The sequence below is a fragment of the Corynebacterium sp. UBA2622 genome, from assembly GCF_002339505.1.
Classification (GTDB): Bacteria; Actinomycetota; Actinomycetes; order Mycobacteriales; family Mycobacteriaceae; genus Corynebacterium.
The window spans coordinates 1-16,939 of sequence record NZ_DDJO01000008.1; the positions used below are offsets into that span (position 1 = coordinate 1).

A 16,939-nucleotide genomic window follows, 5' to 3' on the forward strand; every position below is an offset into this window, starting at 1 on the left:
AGTGCGGCGGCCGCGGCGGCGGTGGCGCGGATTATCGCGGGCTGGAGGGGGAAGATGCGGGCCATGGGCACCATCATGCTCCGCCTCGCGCATAATGGAAACGTGTCTGAAACGTCCGGAACATCCAGCTCGTCACACTCCCGGCGCCCGCGGGGCCAGCAAGGCCGGCGCGGCCGGGGAGCGCAGAACGCCCGGGAGCGCCGCGGCGGGGAGCGGTCGAACCCCCTGCTGAGCGCCGCCGCCGTGGCCACAGCCCGGGAGGCCCTCGCGGAGATCGCGGAGGGGGAGGTGGGGGAGCACACCGGTGTCGTTGGCGTTGGCCGGAACGTGGCCACCCACCGGTTTGCGGCGGACGTGCCCGGGTACCCGGGGTGGGAGTGGAACGCCGTCGTGGCCTGTGCGACGGGCTCGGACAGCGTCACCGTCAACGAGGTCGCGCTCGTGCCGTCACCGACGGGGGACGCCCTCGAGGCGCCGGACTGGGTGCCTTACTCCGAGCGGCTGCGCCCCGGGGACCTCGGACCGGGCGACCTCATGGAGCCCGCGCCCGATGACGACCGCCTGACGGACGACTCCTTCTCCCGCGGCGCGGTGACGTTCGTGGGGCGCGAAACCAAGCACTACCTCACAACCGGGGGGCTCGACGAGGCGAAGAAGCGGTGGCGCACGGGGGACTACGGCCCGAACAGTGAGTTCGCGGAGAAGGCGGCCATGCACTGCCGCAGCTGCGCCTTCTGGGTCCCAATGGGGGAGCCGGTCGGTGACAACTTCGGCGTGTGCGTCAACGAGTTTTCCGCCGACGGACACGTTGTCGCAGCAAGCTATGGCTGCGGCGCACACTCGGACACGGTCATCGACGGGGATTCGGCACCGGACGCCGCGGGGCTGTACGACGACGAGCGGCCGGTGTTTTAACCGCGCTCCCTCACAGCGCCACCGCGGCGGCACGGCGTGCCTCGTTGACCTCCCGGTGGGTGGGCAACCCGGCCCGGTCGAGGGCGAGCCGGCCACGCGCGGTGGTGCCGTACTCGCGCCAGCCCGCGACCAGCCGAGCACCGTGAACCGGGTCGACCACCCAGGTCTCCGCCCCCATCAGCGCCGCCACCCGGAATCCCCGGGGGTGCTCAACCACCTCGGCCCCGCTGCGGGAAAGGATGGCCAGCACACCGTCCATCGCGATGGAGGGTGTGGTGGCGGGGTGGGTGGACACGCCCACGCGGGCGCTCCCGTCGGCCGCGACGGTCAGCAGGGGCGCGGCGATGGCCTGGGGGACGCGGGAGTGGGCGTCGACAAGCAGGCCCTCATGGGCCGGCAGCGAGGCGAGGGTGAACCTCTGCCACCCGAGGTCCGGTCCGAAACAGCCGGGTGCCGTGCGCTCGTCGCGGACGGGGGAGGAGTCGACGGTGATCTCGTCGGGCGCAGGGGGGAGCGGGCGCAGTGTCAACGCGACGCCCCCGCGGGTGACCTCCACGACGGCGCGCCGGGTACCGGAGACCATGGAGAGCCGCACGCGCAGGCGGTTGAGTTCCGTGGCGGGGACACCGAGGCCGCGGAGGGCGGCTGCGTAGGCGGCGGCGTCGACCACCGCGCCCTCCGCGACTGCGAAGGTGAAGACGTGCACGAAAAATACTCCTCAGGTTTTGTTTTTTGCCTCGCTCGGTGACAGTCTAAGACGGAAAAAATGCCATACGCTCGACCGTTAAAGGGGACCCACACGTGAGCACCAGCGGATCCACAGCGCTGCCCGAAAGCACAAGGCCCGCCCGGCGGCCCGGCGGCGCGCTCGACCGATACTTCCACATCACGGAGCGCCACTCCACGGTGGGAACCGAGGTGCGCGGTGGCGTGGTCACCTTCTTTGCGATGGCCTACATCGTGCTTCTGAACCCGCTCATCATCGGCACGAGCGCGGACCGCAACGGCGTGGTGCTCGGCATCCCCCAGGTCGCCGCCGCGACCGCGCTGGCCGCCGGTCTGATGTCCATTCTCTTCGGCGTGGTGGCGAAGTACCCCTTCGGCATCGCGACGGGCCTGGGGATCAACACCATGGTGGCGGTGACCCTCGTGGGGCAGCAGGGTCTGACCTGGCCGGAGGCGATGGGCCTGGTCGTCCTCGACGGCATCGTCATCTGCGTGCTGGCCCTCTCCGGGTTCCGCACGGCCGTCTTCCGCGCGATCCCCGACTCGATGAAGGCCGCGATGTCGGTGGGCATCGGCATGTTCATCGCGCTCATCGGCCTCGTCGACGCCGGATTCGTCCGCCGCATCCCCGATGCCGCCATGACCACGGTGCCCGTGCAGCTGGGCATCGACGGATCGATCGCCTCCTGGCCCACCTTCGTCTTCGTCATCGGCTTGGTCATCTGCGGGTTCGCGGTGACGCGCAACATCCCCGGGGGCCTGTTCATCGGTATCGTGCTCACCACGGTCATCTCGGTCATCGTGGAGCACGTCGTGGGCGCGGGCTCGTCCGTGAACAACCCGGCCGGCTGGTCCCTCGCGGTGCCCGGGCTGCCGGATTCCCTCGGCGGGCTCCCGGACCTCTCCATTGTCGGCGACGTCGATCTCTTCGGTGCATTCGTCCACGTCGGTGTGGTCGCCGCCTCGCTGCTCGTGTTCACCCTCGTCCTGGCCAACTTCTTCGACGCCATGGGCACCATGACGGCCCTGGGCCGCCAGGCGGGCCTCGCCGACGAGAAGGGCGAGCTGCCCAACCTCAAGCGCGCCCTCGTCGTCGAGGGCTTCGGCGCGGTGCTCGGCGGCGGCGCCTCCTCGTCCTCCAACACGGTCTTCGTCGACTCCTCCGCGGGCATCGCCGACGGCGCGCGCACCGGTCTGGCAAACGTGGTCACCGGTGTGCTCTTCCTCCTCGCGATGTTCTTCACCCCCCTCTACGAGACTGTCCCGATCGAGGCCGCCGCTCCCGTGCTCGTGGTGGTGGGCGCGCTCATGATGATGCAGGTGGGCACCATCGACTGGTCCCGCTTCCACATCGCGCTGCCGGCCTTCCTCACCATCGTGACCATGCCGTTCACCTACTCCATCGCGGACGGCATCGGCGTGGGCTTCATCGCCTTCACGCTCATGGCGCTCTTCGCCGGCAGGGCGCGGGAGATCCACTGGATCATGTGGCTCATCTCCGCCCTCTTCGTGGTCTTCTTCGCCCACGGCCCGATCATGGCGGCGCTGGGCTGATGCGCACGCTTATCGACGACCCCGCCGATGCCCGCCTCGACGACATCCGCGACCTGAAGCACTCCGACGCCAAGAAGGACCTCGTCTTTGCCGAGGGGCCCCTTGTATGCGGCAGGCTCGTGGAGTCCCGCTTCCCGGTGCGCAGCGTCATCGGTTTCGGCGGGCGGCTCGACTCCTTCCTCGACGATTTCGGCGACCAGCTGCCCGCGGACGTCCCGGTCTACGAGGTCACCCGCGCGATCCTCGGTGAGGTGGCCGGCTACGACATGCACCGGGGCCTGCTGGCTGTGGGGGAGCGCCCCCAGCCCCTGAGCGTGGACGACGTCATTGCGGGCGCCCGCACGGTGGTCGTGCTGGAGGGCGTGGGGGACCACGAGAACATCGGCTCGATCTTCCGCAACGCAGCAGGCATGGGCGTCGACGGCGTCCTCTTCGGCGCGGGCACCGCCGACCCGCTGTACCGGCGCAGCGTGCGCGTGTCCATGGGCCACGCCCTGCGCCTGCCCTTCGCCCACCTGGAGGGAACCGGGACGACGTGGCAGCGCTCCCTGCAGCAGCTGCGCGACGAGGGGTGGTGGATCGTGGCGATGACCCCGTCGGACGATGCCGTCCACATCGCCGAGGCCCTGGCGGGCCGGGAGAAGGTGGCCCTGCTCGTCGGCGCCGAGGGCCCGGGGCTTACCGAGCACGCCATGCGCGCCACCGACGTGCGGGCGAAGATCCCCATGGCTGAGGGGACGGATTCCCTCAACGTGGCAACGTCCGCCGCGATCGCCTTCTACGAGCGGATGCGTTAGGCGCGCGCCTAATGGTCCGCGTGGCGGATGCGCTCGACCAGGCGCTCGCGCAGATGCGCCGCGCCGCGCCGCAGGCTGCGCCCGACGCGCCGGGCCGCCGCGAGGGAGGCGTCGGCAAGCTGCGCGAACTCGTCGCCGCCCTCGTCGGGGACCGCCACCTCGTAGTCGTCGTAGTCCTTGTCCTTCTCCGCGAAGCGCGTGGCCACCTCGGTGACGCTCTTCACCGGCGCCTTGGCCTTCTCTATCTTCGGCTCGGGGCGGCCGTCGACGGCGTAGCCCACGACATGGATGTCCGGACCCTCAGGGGAGACGGGTACGCCGATCCAGCTCTCCTCGGCGGCGCGGGCGAGGTCCTTGGGTACGAAGGGTAGCGAGATACCGCCCACCTGCTCCGCCTTTTCACCCGCCCAGTAGGGCATCTCGAAGGGGTCGGGCAACCCGACATCCTCGAGGACGGCGTCACGGGTGGAGGCGAAGGCGCGGCGCACCGTGTCGCCCGAGTAGTGGGCGAAGCCGGCGAAGTCACTGTCCGTGCCGGCGGCGAAGATGTAGGTGTCGGCCGAGGGGAGGCAGGCGCGCAGCTGCGGGACGGCCTCGGAGAGCACGCTGACGTCCTCGACGAAGGTCTGCACCACCGCGACACCCGGGTACCCCGCGATGTAGAACTCGTCGCGGCCCGGGGTGGAGGAGCGGTTCAGGGGGAACTCACCGATCGGTGTGATGGGCCACGCCGGGTTGAGCTGGGCGAGGAGTTTGCGGCCGAAACCCCGGTCGGCGCGAGGTTCGTTGGCCAGCACCTTGGCGGGCTCCGCGGTGTTCACAAACCAGAGGGTGACTACAGCCGGGTAGTTCATCACGGGGCCTTCCTGCCAGTCCGATTGATAAGGAAAATCCTACTTGCGCGGACGCTTGGTGTTGGTGCGCACGCCGAGCAGAACATCCTCCCAGTGCGGGGTAACGGCGCGCCGGGTGCGCTTCTGGGGCTGACTTTCAGCGTCCGGGTGCTGGAGGAAGTCGCCCTCGGCGTACTCCTCGGCCTGCTCCGCGCCCGCTTCGGGGACGGCCTCCGCCCCCGGCTCGTCACCGCGCCCGCGCCCCGGGCGGGTGTTGACGGCCGTGAGGGAGCGCACGGGCTGGACGAAGTCGGGGTCGGTCAGGTCCGCGGCGACCGCGTTGCGCGCCTCGGTGGTGGCAGGCGCCCCCATGGTGCGCCTGAAGGACCACAGGGCCTCGTTCTCCGAGAGGCCGGCCTGCCAGGTGACGTGGACGACCCAGTCGTCACCGGGTTCGCGGGTGGCGTCCCAGGTGGCGTCGGAGACCGAGTGGCCACGCGCCGCGAACGCGGTGGCGAGGATCTCGAATAGGGTCAGCTTCGCGGTACCGTCCTCGCGCACGGGGTGGGACTGCTTAGCCGCGTCGGCGACCTGGATGCGCTCCAGCAGGACGGGGTGGGCGTAGGCCTCGAGGCGGCTGACGGCAACGCCCATCTCATCGGCGAGCTCTTCGGCGGTGGCGCCTGCGCGGATACGTGCCTGGATTTCCTTCGGGCGCATGGACAGCGGGGTGGAAAACAGGGGGTCGGGCTCGGGGAGGGGGCGCTCCCGGGCCATCGCCCGGAACGTGGGTGTGTCATCCCCCGGGCGGGCCGGCGGTTCCGGCTCCGCATGCTCCTCCACAACCTCGGCCTCGACGATCTCGACATCGAGCGGCTCCTGGTCGACGTGGTCGGGCGCAAAGCCGAGGTCCTCCGTCGCCCCGGTTGTTTCGGGGCCGGTGAACCCGCCGTAGGCGGAGAGGGATGTGACGGTGGACCCGCTCTGCCCGGCGGGCTCCGCCGACCCGGTGCCGCCGACGTGGACCTCTGCGCGCGCAAGCTGGTAGCGGACGCCATCCACGTCACGCAGGACGTAAAACGTGGGCGTCGATTCCTCCTCGATGAGGTGCAGCTCGCGCATCGGGTCTCCTTCGGCCATCGGGGTGCTGCGGGGCAGCGTGAACATCCCTCAGCTTAACTGACGTGCAGGCCCTATTGGGTGCGCCCGACGCCCGCGTCCAGCAGGAAGTCGATGGCTCCGGTGAGCTTCTCCACGTCCGCGGTCTCGATCGCGGGGAACATGCCGATGCGCAGCTGGTTGCGGCCCAGCTTGCGGTACGGCTCGGTGTCCAGCACCCCGTTCTCGCGCAGAGCCTTGGCCAGCGCGGCGGCGTCAACGGACTCGTCGAAGTCGATCGTGCCCACCACGAGCGAACGCGTCGCCTCGTCCTTGACATATGGGGCGGCCAGCTCGTGGGAGTCCGCCCACGAGTACAGGGCGCGCGACGAGGCGGTGGTGCGCTCGACCATGCCCGCAAGGCCACCATTGTCGTTCATCCACGACACCTGGTCCGCGAGCATGAGCAGCGTGGCGACGGCCGGGGTGTTGTACGTCTGGTTCTTCCGCGAGTTCTCCACTGCCGTCTGCAGGTCGAGGAAGGCGGGGATGAACCGGCCCGAACCGGAAACCTTCCCGATGCGCTCGAGGGCGGCCGGGCTCATCGCCGCGAGCCACAGGCCGCCGTCGGAGGCGAAGCACTTCTGCGGGGAGAAGTAGTAGATGTCGGCCTGCGACATGTCCACCGGCAACCCGCCGGCGCCGGAGGTGGCGTCGATGAGCACGAGGGAGGAGTCGTTGGGGCGGGTCACGGGCACCATCGCGCCTGTCGACGTCTCGTTGTGCGCCCAGGCGACCACATCCGCGTCGGTGCCGGACAGTGCCGCCGGGTCGGGGGCGGTGCCGGGCTCGGAGTCGACGATCTCCGGCTCCGCGAGCCAGGGCGCCGTCTTCGCGGCCTTAGCAAACTTGGAGGAGAACTCCCCGTAGGTCAGGTGGGCCGACTTGTTCTCGATGACGCCGAAGGTGGCGGCGTCCCAGAAGGCCGTGGCGCCGCCGAGGGACAGAACGATCTCGTAACCGTCGGGAAGCTGGAAAAGCTGGGAAAGGCCGTCGCGGACCTCCCCGACCACGTTCTTCACCGCCGGCTGGCGGTGCGAGGTGCCGATGATGGTCTCCGCGCCGCGGACGACGGCGTCAATCTGGGCGGGGCGGACCTTGGACGGGCCGCACCCGAAGCGGCCGTCGTCGGGGAGAAGGCTGGCGGGAATGACGGGGAACGCGCTCATGGGGATCCTTCTGTAGGAAGTTGCGAACTTTGCATAATATTATGCTCCGAGCATAACACTAGAGGGTATGTGTGGTGGGGGCGAAAGAGGGGGAACGATGTCGTGCCTATCACAACCTTTGCTACGATAACTTCCCGTAGATCCTCCTTTGACGTTTAGTGGCCGCGATGTCAGCCGTGACGTCGGTAAGTACAGCTGCGTTTGATGGGGGAGCAACCCTATTTCGTGGAAAGGTTAAAAGTGGCTTCTGAAAACAATGACAAAGCCGTGCTTCACTACCCGGGTGGTGAGTACGAGATGGATCTCATGCGCGCCACCGAAGGCAACGACGGTGTCGTGCTGGGCAATTTCCTCGGCCAGACCGGGCTGGTGACCTTCGACCCCGGTTACGTCTCCACCGGCTCCACCGAGTCGAAGATCACCTACATCGACGGTGACGAGGGCATTCTGCGTTACCGCGGTTACGACATCGCGGACCTGGCGAAGAACGCCACCTTCAACGAGGTCTCCTACCTCCTTATCCGCGGCGAGCTGCCGACGAGCGAGCAGCTGGACTCCTTCAACGAGGAGATCCGCCACCACACGCTGCTGGACGAGGACTTCAAGGCTGCCTTCAACGTCTTCCCGCGCAACGCGCACCCGATGGCCGTCCTGGCCTCCTCGGTGAACATCCTTTCCGCCTACTACCAGGACCAGCTCAACCCGCTGGACGAGGAGCAGCTGGACAAGGCCACCGTGCGCCTCATGGCCAAGGTCCCGATGCTCGCGGCCTACGCCTACCGTGCGTCCCAGGGCAAGCCCTACATGTACCCGGACAACTCGCTCAACCCGCGCGAGAACTTCCTCCGCATGATGTTCGGCTACCCCACCGAGCCCTACGAGGTCGACCCGATCCTGGTCAAGGCACTCGACAAGCTCCTCATCCTGCACGCGGACCACGAGCAGAACTGCTCCACCTCCACCGTGCGCATGATCGGCTCCGCCCAGGCGAACATGTTCGTCTCCATCGCCGGCGGCATCAACGCCCTGGCGGGCCCGCTGCACGGCGGCGCCAACCAGGCCGTCCTGGAGATGCTCGAGGACATCAAGAACAACCACGACGGCGACGCCACCGACTTCATGAACCGCGTGAAGAACAAGGAAAAGGGTGTCCGCCTCATGGGCTTCGGCCACCGCGTGTACAAGAACTACGACCCGCGCGCGGCCATCGTCAAGGAGACCGCCCACGAGGTGCTCGACCACCTCGGCGGCGACGAGCTGCTGGACCTCGCCATGCAGCTCGAGGAGATCGCCCTCAAGGACGACTACTTCATCTCCCGCAAGCTGTACCCGAACGTGGACTTCTACACCGGCCTGATCTACCGCGCCATGGGCTTCCCGACGGACTTCTTCACCGTCCTGTTCGCCATCGGCCGCCTGCCGGGCTGGATCGCCCACTACCGCGAGCAGCTCGAGATGAACACCAAGATCAACCGCCCGCGCCAGATCTACACCGGTGCGCCGCAGCGCGAATACGTGCCGCGCGACCAGCGCTAGGAGGACCGCTCCGCTGAGACGCCCGCCTCGCCGGGTGCCTTAGCTCAGCGCACACCGCCATTTCAGCGCCAATACCGCCGAGAATTGCGTTTCCCTTATAATTGGGTGAGCATTCTCGGCGGTTATTCGTTAATCAAGGAGTATTTCACCATGGAAAAGCCCACCATTGAGGTTCCGCAGGAGCCGGCCCCGGTAGACCTCGTCATCGAGGACCTCGTCTTCGGAGAGGGGGAGGAGGCCGTCGCGGGCGGATACGTCAAGGTGCACTACCTGGGCGTGGACTACGAGACGGGTGAGGAGTTCGATTCTTCCTGGGACCGCGGCGAGGCAGCCGAGTTCCCGCTGGCCGGTCTCATCGAGGGCTGGCAGGAGGGCATCCCCGGCATGAAGGTCGGCGGCCGCCGCGAGCTGACCATCCCGCCGGAAAAGGCGTACGGCCCCGCGGGTGGGGGACACCCGCTCGCCGGCCGCACCCTCATCTTCGTGATCGACCTGCTCGACGCCAACTAGTGGCACAATGAGGGGCATGCGAATTCCGGTTACCACGCTTAACGACGGCTACGATCTGCCCCTCCTGGGCCTCGGCACCTACAAGCTCGCGGGCGACGAGGTGGACACCATCGTCCGCACCGCCATCGAGCTGGGGTACCGCCACATCGACACCGCCTCCTTCTACGACAACGAGGAGCAGGTGGGCAAGGCGATCAACGCCGCGATTGCCGCGGGCGACGTCACCCGCGAGGAGCTGTTTGTCACCACCAAGCTGTGGAACGACGACCAGCACCGCGCCGCGGATGCCTACCAGGAATCGCTCAAGCGCCTGAACCTCGACTTCATGGACCTCTACCTGGTCCACTGGCCGTGGCCGCAGAAGGGCATCTACGCCCAGGCCTTCGAGCAGCTGGTGAAGCTGCAGGGGATGGGTCAGCTGCAGTCGGTGGGGGTGGCGAACTTCTACGAGGAGGTCCTCGACGACATCATCGGGAAAACCGGTGTCGTACCCGCCCTCAACCAGGTCGAGCTCCATGTCGGCTTCACCCAGCCGGAGCTGCGCAGCTACCACCGGGAGAAGGGCATCGTCACCGAGGCGTGGGCACCCCTTGCCCGCGGGGAGAACTTCGATGCACCCGAAATCGTCGCCGTCGCGGACAAGCACGGCAAGACGCCGGCCCAGGTTGTTCTCGCGTACCTCCTGCAGATGGGTTGCTCGGTGATCCCCAAGACGGCGAACCCGCAGCGGCTCGTTGAGAACATCGGGGCGGTGGAGGTCAACCTCGACACAGATGACATCGCGGCGCTCGACGGGGTCGGTGGAGGTCGCACGTCCGGTGATCCGCGGGAGTTCCCCGGGGACGTGAAGTAGGGCGTCGTCAAGCCCCAAGTTCTGAAGGGTCCGTTCACGCAGTGGGCGGGCCTTCTTTCGCGTCCAGCCATGTTTCTGGAGGGGTGGGGGTAAAAACGCGTGCGGGTGTTCCCGCTGGTGGGAGCGTTGACGGGGGTATCGCCATACCTTTCGAAAATATAGGTTCGCAAACGTAACTTAAAGCGCTGTGGATTAGGTTACATTCTTTTTGTCTAGTTGCGGATCGCACACGTGGTGGCCGTAACTGCAGCTCAAGCGACATACAAAAGAAAGGATGAGGCCGTGTCCCAAGGATCGACCCCAATCCCAACCCGCCGGGAACCCACCCCGGCTGAGTTCGTGGCGATGCAGAAGAGCCCCGAGTTCCAGGAACTGCGCAAGGCCTACCGCGGGTTCACCTTCCCCGCGTCCGTGGCCTTCTTCGTCTGGTACGTCCTGTACGTCATCGTTGCGACGTTCTTCCCGGAAGCCATGGCCACGCCGCTGCTCGGCCTGAATGTGGGTATCTGGCTGGGCATTCTCCAGTTCGTCACCACGTTCCTCATCACGTGGGTGTACGTGAATTACGCCAACAAGAACATCGAGCCGCGAGCGGCGCACATCCGCGAAGAGATGGAGGGCTAGAGCCATGACGACCGTATTCCTCGCCGAGGGGGCGGACGCCCAGGGTGTGGGCAACCCCATCCTCAACATCGCGATCTTCGCCGTCTTCATTATCGTCACGCTGTTCATCGTCACCCGGGCCGGGAAGACGACGGGGGAGTCCGCCGACTTCTACACCGGCGGCGCCTCCTTCAGTGGCACCCAGAACGGCCTCGCCATCGCCGGCGACTATCTCTCGGCGGCCTCCTTCCTGGGCATCGTCGGCTCCATCGCCCTGACGGGTTACGACGGGTTCCTCTACTCCATCGGCTTCTTCGTGGCCTGGCTGGTGGCCCTGCTCCTCGTGGCGGAGCCTCTGCGCAACGTGGGCCGCTTCACCATGGCGGACGTACTCTCGTTCCGCCTGCGCCAGAAGCCGGTCCGCGTGGCCGCCGCCTTCGGCACCCTCTTCGTCTCGCTGTTCTACCTCATCGCGCAGATGGCCGGCGCCGGCTCCCTCGTGTCCGTGCTGCTGAACCTGCACTCCTTCGCCGCGCAGTCCATCTGCGTCGTCATCGTCGGCATCGTGATGATCGCCTACGTTCTCATCGGCGGGATGAAGGGCACCACCTACGTGCAGATGATCAAAGCTGTGCTGCTCATCAGCGGCGTGGTGATCATGACGGTGCTCGTCTTCGTGACGGTCAAGGGCGGCTTCGGCACTCTCTTCGACGGCGCGGTGAACATGCACGGCGCCTCCAAGTACATCCAGAAGCAGGGGTACGACGCCGCGGACATCATGAAGCCCGGTATGAAGTACGGCAAGAACCTGACCACGCAGATCGACTTCCTGTCGCTCGGCCTGTCCCTGGTGCTCGGTACCGCGGGCTTGCCGCACGTGCTCATGCGCTTCTACACCGTGCCCACCGCCAAGGAGGCCCGTAAATCGGTGACCTGGGCCATCGTGCTCATCGGCTCCTTCTACCTGCTCACGCTCGTGCTCGGCTACGGTGCCGCGGCACTCGTCGGCCCCGACCGCATCCTCGCGGCGCCCGGTGGCGCAAACGCCGCGGCACCGCTGCTCGCTTTCGAGCTCGGCGGGTCGGTGTTCATGGCGCTGATCTCCGCGGTCGCCTTCGCCACGGTCCTCGCGGTGGTGGCGGGCCTGGCCATCACGGCCTCCGCCTCCATCGCGCACGACATCTACAACGCCGTGCTTCGCGACGGCCAGGCAACCGAGGCCGAACAGGTCCGCGTCTCCCGCATCACCGTGGTGGTCATCGGCATCGTCGCCATCGTGCTCGGCATCCTGGCCATGAAGCAGAACGTCGCCTTCCTGGTCTCCCTGGCCTTCGCCATCGCGGCGTCCGCCAACCTGCCGACCATCCTGTACTCCCTGTACTGGAAGCGCTTCAACACCACCGGTGCCGTGGCATCGATGTACACGGGCCTGGTTGCGGCCCTGGTGCTCATCTTCTTCTCCCCGGCGGTCTCCGGTGCGCCGTCCGCGATGTTCCCGAACGCCGACTGGTCCATCTTCCCGCTCAGCAGCCCGGGCATCATCTCCATCCCGCTCGCCTTCCTCGCCGGCATCGTCGGCACGATGATCGGAAAGCCGGACAACCTGGACGACCTCCAGGCAGAGATGGAGGTCCGCTCGCTCACCGGTGTCGGTGTGGAGGCGCCCGTCGACCACTAACCGGCCGTGCTGTTGAACGGCACGAGAAAAGGGGCTGCGCTTCGGCGCGGCCCCTTTTTTGGTGTCCCCGGATCGGCGCCCGGAGACTTATCGGCCCGGCAACCGGGAGGACGCCTGGCTGGACAGCTGGCCCGCCTGCTCGACCATTTCCGGGGTGACCTGGATCTGGGTGCCGGGGATGGTGATGGGGGAGGTGCCGGGCTGCTGTGTCCCCGGCTGCGGTGTCCCCGGCTGCTGCGTGCCGGTCTGCGCGGGAGCCTGGCCCGGGGTCCACTGGCCCCAGTCGGCGGCGAGCACCTCATTGATGTCGCACTCGATGCCGTCGATGCGTGCCTGGCGCTTCGACACCTGGTGGAGCTGGGCACGGGGATGAACTTTTCCGCCCGAACCCCAGTCGTGCATCCAGAAGAAGCTGCCGATGCCGTCGTCGACGCACCACTGGATCACGTTGTAGTTGCCGTACACGCCCGTCTGGTAGCCAGTGGCCGCCAGTGCCGCGCCGAAGGCGCGCAGATACGGGCGGATCTGGCCCTCGTACTGGGCGCGCGAAGGGTTGTCGTCCACGGCGACGTAGATGGGGCGTCCGGTTGGTCCGCCCGCGGCCTTGTGCAGGGCGATCGCCTGCGGGGCGTGGGTCGCCGCCCCCGCGGCGCCGGCGAGCCAGTCGGCGGTCGCGTCCTTTCCGAACTGGTAGACCGAGGCCGTGGCCAGCCCGCTGGCCTTGAAGTCCTGGGCCTCGGCGAGGCTGACGGGCTTGCCGTGCATCCAGTCCGCACCCGGGCGGCGCTGGGAGACGTAGCGCACGGCACCCAAGTGGCCGGCGGCCTTCACGGAGCGGGCGGAGGGAACGCCCGCGGAGTAGTCGAGAACGGTGCCCAAAACCGCGTTCTGGGCCGCGGCGCGTGGCGCGGTGGAGACGGCGAGGGCCCCGGCGGCGGAGGCCGCGGCGGCGGAGGCGAGGAAGCGGCGGCGGTTGAACGCGCGGCCGATGGACGGGCGGGGCATGGGTACCTCCCGGGTTGACGGGACACTGAAATCCCACGGGCAACAAAGGTCTACCTGCGTAACATACCACCGTGGTTGTGGGCCGGCAGGTGGCGTCGCAAAGCGGCATGGCCCTAATCTCTCTGGCATGACCGTTCTCACCCACACCCCGCAGGACCTCGCCGACGCCCTCGGCAAACCGGACACCCTCGCCCTCGTGCCGACGATGGGCGCGCTCCACGAGGGCCACCTTTCCCTCGTGCGCGAGGCGCGTGAACTGGGCGGGCCCGTCGTGGTGAGCATCTTTGTCAACCCGCTGCAGTTCGCGCCGGGCGAGGACCTGGAGGCGTACCCCAGGACGCTGGAGGAGGACGTCGAAAAGCTGGAGGGGGAGGGGGTCGACGCGGTCTTCGCCCCGAGCGTGGCCACAATGTACCCGGCCGGGCCCCGCACCACCGTGCAGCCCGGCGAGCTCGGGAAGGTGCTCGAGGGCGCCTCGCGGCCGACCCACTTCGCGGGCGTGCTGACGGTGGTGAGCAAGCTCTTCGCGCTCACCGGCGCGACCGACGCGTTCTTCGGGGAGAAGGACTACCAGCAGCTCGTGCTCATCCGGCAGATGGTGGAGGACCTGAATGTGCCCGTGCGCGTGCACGGCTGCCCCATCGTCCGCGAGGGCACCGGGCTAGCGCTCTCCTCGCGCAACCGCTACCTCTCGGACACCGAGCACGCCACGGCCCTCACGCTCTCGCGGGCGCTGGCGACCGGCAGCTACGAGGGGGCGCGGTCGCTTCTCGACGCCAACCCGGGCGTCGACCTCGACTACCTGACCCTGCGGACGCCCGACCTGCAGGAGGTGCCGGAAGGCTACCGGGGGCCGGCACGCCTGCTGGTGGCGGCGCGGGTGGGGACCACCCGGCTGATCGACAACGTGGCAGTGACGGTGGGCTAGCGCCGGGTCAGAAGGAGTGCCCGGGGGTGGGGAAGCTGCCCTCGTGCACCGCCTGCTTGTAGGCCGCGGCCGCCTGCCCGAGCTCGGTGCCCGCCGCCCCGAACTGGCGGACGAACTTCGGCCGGCGCGCTCCTGCGGGGAAGTCCGCCATGTCGTGCCACACCAGAACCTGGGCGTCGGTGCCCGCCCCCGCGCCAATTCCCACGGTGGGGACTGGGCAGGAGGCGGTGAGCTGGGTGGCGAGCTCGGCGGGGACCATCTCGAACACGACCATGTCCGCGCCCGCCTCGACGACCGCATCCACATCGCGCGTGAGCTGCTCGGCGCCGGCGTCGCGGCCCTGCACCTTGAACCCGCCGAGATTGTCCACCGACTGCGGCGTGAAGCCCACGTGGGCGCACACGGCCAGGCCGGCGTTCTTCAGCGCCCGGATGCGCGGGGCGATGCGGGTGCCGCCCTCCAGCTTGACCATGTGGGCCCCGGTGCGGCGGATGAGCTCCGTGGCGCTGCGGACGCACTGCTCGTCGCCGGCCTCGTAGGTGCCGAAGGGGAGGTCCATGATGACCAGAGCGTTCCCGGCCCCGCGGACGACGGCGGCGCCGAGGTAGGCCATCTCGTCCAGGGAGACCTGGTTGGTGTTTTCGTAACCGAACACGACGTTGGCGGCGGAATCGCCCACAAGCATGCACTCGATCCCGGCGTCCGCGAGGACCCGGGCGGTGGAGTAGTCGTAGGCGGTGAGCATTGCCCACTTGTCGCCGGTCGCCTTCTTCTGCTTCAGGTCGGAGACGCGGACCTTCTTGGTGGGGGCGAGGTAGGTGGTCATGGGGGAGAGTGTAGGCGGGGAGTCGGTGGGTTGGTGGCCGCACAGAGCCACATGAGCGCCCGTAAAAGAGCGCCAGTCTGGTGGATTTTGCGGGTGGCTGGGTTTTCACCGGACTGGTACTCATTTATAGGCGCTCATTTGGGTGGCGGGGTGCGGAAAACTCGGCCCGGCGCGGAAAGCCCAACAACCGCGGCCGGAAAAGGCAATGAAAAAGTGCCCCAGAGAGGAATCGAACCTCCGACACCGGCTTTAGGAGAGCCGTGCTCTATCCACTGAGCTACTAGGGCAACACGAACAGGGTACCCTACCGGGCAAGCTCCTCATACTTCGCCTTGACCTGCGCGAAGGGCGGGTTCGTGTCATGGGTGCCGTCCTCGTAGCGCACGGTGGGCACGATGCGGTTGCCGCCGTTGACGGACTCGACCCATGCCGCGGCCTCCTCGTTGCCACGCGCCTCGACGTCAACGACCTCGAACGTCATGTCCGTCTTCTTCAGCGCGGAGAGCAGAGAGCGGCAGTAGGGGCACCAGCTGGTGGCGTAGATGACCATTATTTCCTTTCGAAGCGTTGGAATTGGTAGCGCAGGCCGCTTGTCGACGTCATCAAGCCCGATTCCCCCACGAGCGCGAAGCTGTCATCAATGCGCGGGGCGAGGACGGCCCTGGAACCGAGCTCGGCGGCGAGATGGACGTCGATAAGCGTGAGCTCGATGATGTCGACCTCGTCGAGGGTGGCTTCGTAGAGTTGCGCCCCGCCGATGATCCAGGCGTCGGTCTCGAAGTCGGGCAGGTCGGGGGAGACGAACGCGCCGTCGGACCAGCGGCCCGGTTCGCGCGAGGAGATGACGTGGTTGGCGCGGCCCGGCAGCGGGCGGACGGGCAGGGACTCCCAGGTGCGGCGGCCCATGATGACGGGGTGGCCGAGGGTGACCTGCTTGAAGTGCCTCAGGTCCTCGGGAAGGTGCCAGGGCAGGCCCTCGCCGTCGCCGATGATGCCGTCGGCGGACTGTGCCCAGATCGCGCCGATCATACGGAGACCTGCGCCTTGATCGTCGGGTGCGGGTCATAGCCCTCGACGGCGATGTCGTCGAAGGTGTAGTCGAAGAGCGAGGCCGCCTTGTTCAGCACCAGCCGCGGGTAGGGACGCGGCTCGCGGGAGAGCTGTTCGCGCACCTGCTCGATGTGGTTGTTGTAGATGTGGCAGTCGCCGCCCGTCCAGATCAGCTCGCCCACGCCGAGGCCCGCCTGCTGGGCGAACATGTGGGTGAGCAGGGAGTAGGAGGCGATGTTGAACGGCACGCCGAGGAACATGTCGGCGGAGCGCTGGTAGACCTGCATCGAGAGCTTTCCCTCGGCCACGTAGAGCTGGAAGAGCAGGTGGCAGGGCATGAGCGCCATCTTGTTCAGCTCGGAGACGTTCCAGGCGGAGACGAGGTTGCGGCGCGAGTCCGGGTTGGAGCGCAGGGTGTCCAGGGTGGCCTGGATCTGGTCGATGTGCCGCCCGTCCGGGGTGGGCCAGGAGCGCCACTGCACGCCGTAGACGGGTCCGAGCTCGCCGTCCTTGTCCGCCCACTCGTTCCAGATGCGCACGCCGTTATCCTGCAGCCAGCGGACGTTGGAATCGCCGCGGAGGAACCAGAGCAGCTCGCCCACGACACCCTTGAGGTAGACGCGCTTGGTGGTCAGGAGGGGGAAGGAATCGGAGAGGTCGTAGCGCAGCTGGCGACCGAAGACGCTCAGGGTGCCGGTGCCGGTGCGGTCACCCTTGGGGGTGCCGTTGGTGAGGACGTCGCGGAGCAGGTCCTCGTAGGGGGTGGGCACAGTCATGCAGGCAGGAAGCCTTTCGTGA

The 16,939-nt window shown here is 67.8% G+C and carries 18 protein-coding genes and 1 tRNA gene; 9 read left to right on the forward strand and 10 right to left on the reverse strand.

From position 1 onward, the window contains the following. The first annotated feature begins 243 nt into the window (after nucleotides 1–243). Nucleotides 244–915 (forward strand): DUF3027 domain-containing protein, encoded by a 672-nt coding sequence (locus B3611_RS02275; RefSeq protein WP_291313511.1) that lies wholly within the window; start codon nucleotides 244–246, stop codon nucleotides 913–915. Between the two features lie 10 nt (nucleotides 916–925). On the opposite strand, the gene B3611_RS02280 is transcribed toward B3611_RS02275, so the two are convergent. Further along, a complete protein-coding gene (locus tag B3611_RS02280; protein ID WP_291313458.1) occupies nucleotides 926–1,621 on the reverse strand; it encodes a hypothetical protein in 696 nt (231 codons plus the stop codon). A gap of 95 nt (nucleotides 1,622–1,716) precedes the next feature. Here B3611_RS02280 and B3611_RS02285 point away from each other — a divergent pair, with 95 nt between their 5' ends. Beyond that, nucleotides 1,717–3,195, forward strand: coding sequence for an NCS2 family permease (locus tag B3611_RS02285; protein WP_414646286.1), 1,479 nt, complete (start codon nucleotides 1,717–1,719; stop codon nucleotides 3,193–3,195). Beyond that, nucleotides 3,195–3,992, forward strand: a complete 798-nt coding sequence (locus B3611_RS02290; protein ID WP_291313459.1) for a TrmH family RNA methyltransferase — start codon at nucleotides 3,195–3,197, stop codon at nucleotides 3,990–3,992. Before B3611_RS02285 ends, B3611_RS02290 begins: the two co-directional genes overlap by 1 nt. 8 nt (nucleotides 3,993–4,000) lie before the next feature. On the opposite strand, the gene B3611_RS02295 is transcribed toward B3611_RS02290, so the two are convergent. From B3611_RS02295 to serC, 3 genes are all read right to left on the reverse strand, one after another. After that, nucleotides 4,001–4,846 (reverse strand): HAMP domain-containing protein, encoded by an 846-nt coding sequence (locus tag B3611_RS02295; RefSeq protein WP_291313513.1) that lies wholly within the window; start codon nucleotides 4,844–4,846, stop codon nucleotides 4,001–4,003. Nucleotides 4,847–4,885: 39 nt separating this feature from the next. Then, nucleotides 4,886–5,947 carry a septation protein SepH gene (gene sepH / locus B3611_RS02300; RefSeq protein ID WP_291313460.1) on the reverse strand — a complete coding sequence of 354 codons (1,062 nt, stop codon included), beginning with the start codon at nucleotides 5,945–5,947 and terminating at the stop codon, nucleotides 4,886–4,888. Between the two features lie 71 nt (nucleotides 5,948–6,018). Beyond that, a complete protein-coding gene (gene serC / locus B3611_RS02305) occupies nucleotides 6,019–7,152 on the reverse strand; it encodes a phosphoserine transaminase (RefSeq protein ID WP_291313461.1) in 1,134 nt (377 codons plus the stop codon). 240 nt (nucleotides 7,153–7,392) lie between these two features. Here serC and B3611_RS02310 point away from each other — a divergent pair, with 240 nt between their 5' ends. From B3611_RS02310 to B3611_RS02330, 5 genes are all read left to right on the forward strand, one after another. After that, on the forward strand, nucleotides 7,393–8,688 hold the full coding sequence (locus tag B3611_RS02310; protein WP_291313462.1) for a citrate synthase: 1,296 nt from the start codon (nucleotides 7,393–7,395) through the stop codon (nucleotides 8,686–8,688). Between the two features lie 150 nt (nucleotides 8,689–8,838). Further along, entirely contained in the window at nucleotides 8,839–9,198 is a 360-nt protein-coding gene (locus B3611_RS02315; RefSeq protein ID WP_291313463.1) for an FKBP-type peptidyl-prolyl cis-trans isomerase, read from the forward strand. A gap of 16 nt (nucleotides 9,199–9,214) precedes the next feature. Continuing rightward, nucleotides 9,215–10,051, forward strand: a complete 837-nt coding sequence (locus B3611_RS02320) for an aldo/keto reductase (protein WP_291313464.1) — start codon at nucleotides 9,215–9,217, stop codon at nucleotides 10,049–10,051. Nucleotides 10,052–10,396: 345 nt separating this feature from the next. Then, nucleotides 10,397–10,675 (forward strand): DUF485 domain-containing protein, encoded by a 279-nt coding sequence (locus B3611_RS02325; RefSeq protein WP_291313514.1) that lies wholly within the window; start codon nucleotides 10,397–10,399, stop codon nucleotides 10,673–10,675. 4 nt (nucleotides 10,676–10,679) lie between these two features. After that, nucleotides 10,680–12,332 (forward strand): solute symporter family protein, encoded by a 1,653-nt coding sequence (locus tag B3611_RS02330; protein ID WP_291313465.1) that lies wholly within the window; start codon nucleotides 10,680–10,682, stop codon nucleotides 12,330–12,332. 87 nt (nucleotides 12,333–12,419) lie between these two features. Here B3611_RS02330 and B3611_RS02335 read toward each other — a convergent pair whose 3' ends face one another. Next, nucleotides 12,420–13,337, reverse strand: a complete 918-nt coding sequence (locus B3611_RS02335) for a DUF1906 domain-containing protein (protein WP_291313466.1) — start codon at nucleotides 13,335–13,337, stop codon at nucleotides 12,420–12,422. 127 nt (nucleotides 13,338–13,464) lie between these two features. On the opposite strand from B3611_RS02335, the gene panC reads away from it, so the two are divergent. Continuing rightward, nucleotides 13,465–14,265: a pantoate--beta-alanine ligase gene (gene panC / locus B3611_RS02340; protein ID WP_291313467.1), complete on the forward strand. Its 801-nt coding sequence runs from the start codon at nucleotides 13,465–13,467 to the stop codon at nucleotides 14,263–14,265. Nucleotides 14,266–14,272: 7 nt separating this feature from the next. On the opposite strand, the gene panB is transcribed toward panC, so the two are convergent. The 5 genes from panB to B3611_RS02365 form a co-directional block, all read right to left on the reverse strand. Next, on the reverse strand, nucleotides 14,273–15,091 hold the full coding sequence (panB, locus tag B3611_RS02345) for a 3-methyl-2-oxobutanoate hydroxymethyltransferase (protein WP_291313468.1): 819 nt from the start codon (nucleotides 15,089–15,091) through the stop codon (nucleotides 14,273–14,275). Between the two features lie 214 nt (nucleotides 15,092–15,305). Continuing rightward, nucleotides 15,306–15,378: transfer RNA gene (locus tag B3611_RS02350), tRNA-Arg, on the reverse strand. A 17-nt stretch (nucleotides 15,379–15,395) separates the two neighbouring features. Continuing rightward, nucleotides 15,396–15,641, reverse strand: a complete 246-nt coding sequence (locus B3611_RS02355) for a mycoredoxin (protein WP_291313469.1) — start codon at nucleotides 15,639–15,641, stop codon at nucleotides 15,396–15,398. Continuing rightward, nucleotides 15,641–16,120, reverse strand: a complete 480-nt coding sequence (locus B3611_RS02360) for a dihydrofolate reductase (protein ID WP_291313470.1) — start codon at nucleotides 16,118–16,120, stop codon at nucleotides 15,641–15,643. The genes B3611_RS02355 and B3611_RS02360 overlap by 1 nt, the downstream gene beginning before the upstream one ends. Next, nucleotides 16,117–16,917: a thymidylate synthase gene (locus B3611_RS02365; protein WP_291313471.1), complete on the reverse strand. Its 801-nt coding sequence runs from the start codon at nucleotides 16,915–16,917 to the stop codon at nucleotides 16,117–16,119. Before B3611_RS02365 ends, B3611_RS02360 begins: the two co-directional genes overlap by 4 nt. Between the last annotated feature and the right edge of the window lie 22 nt (nucleotides 16,918–16,939).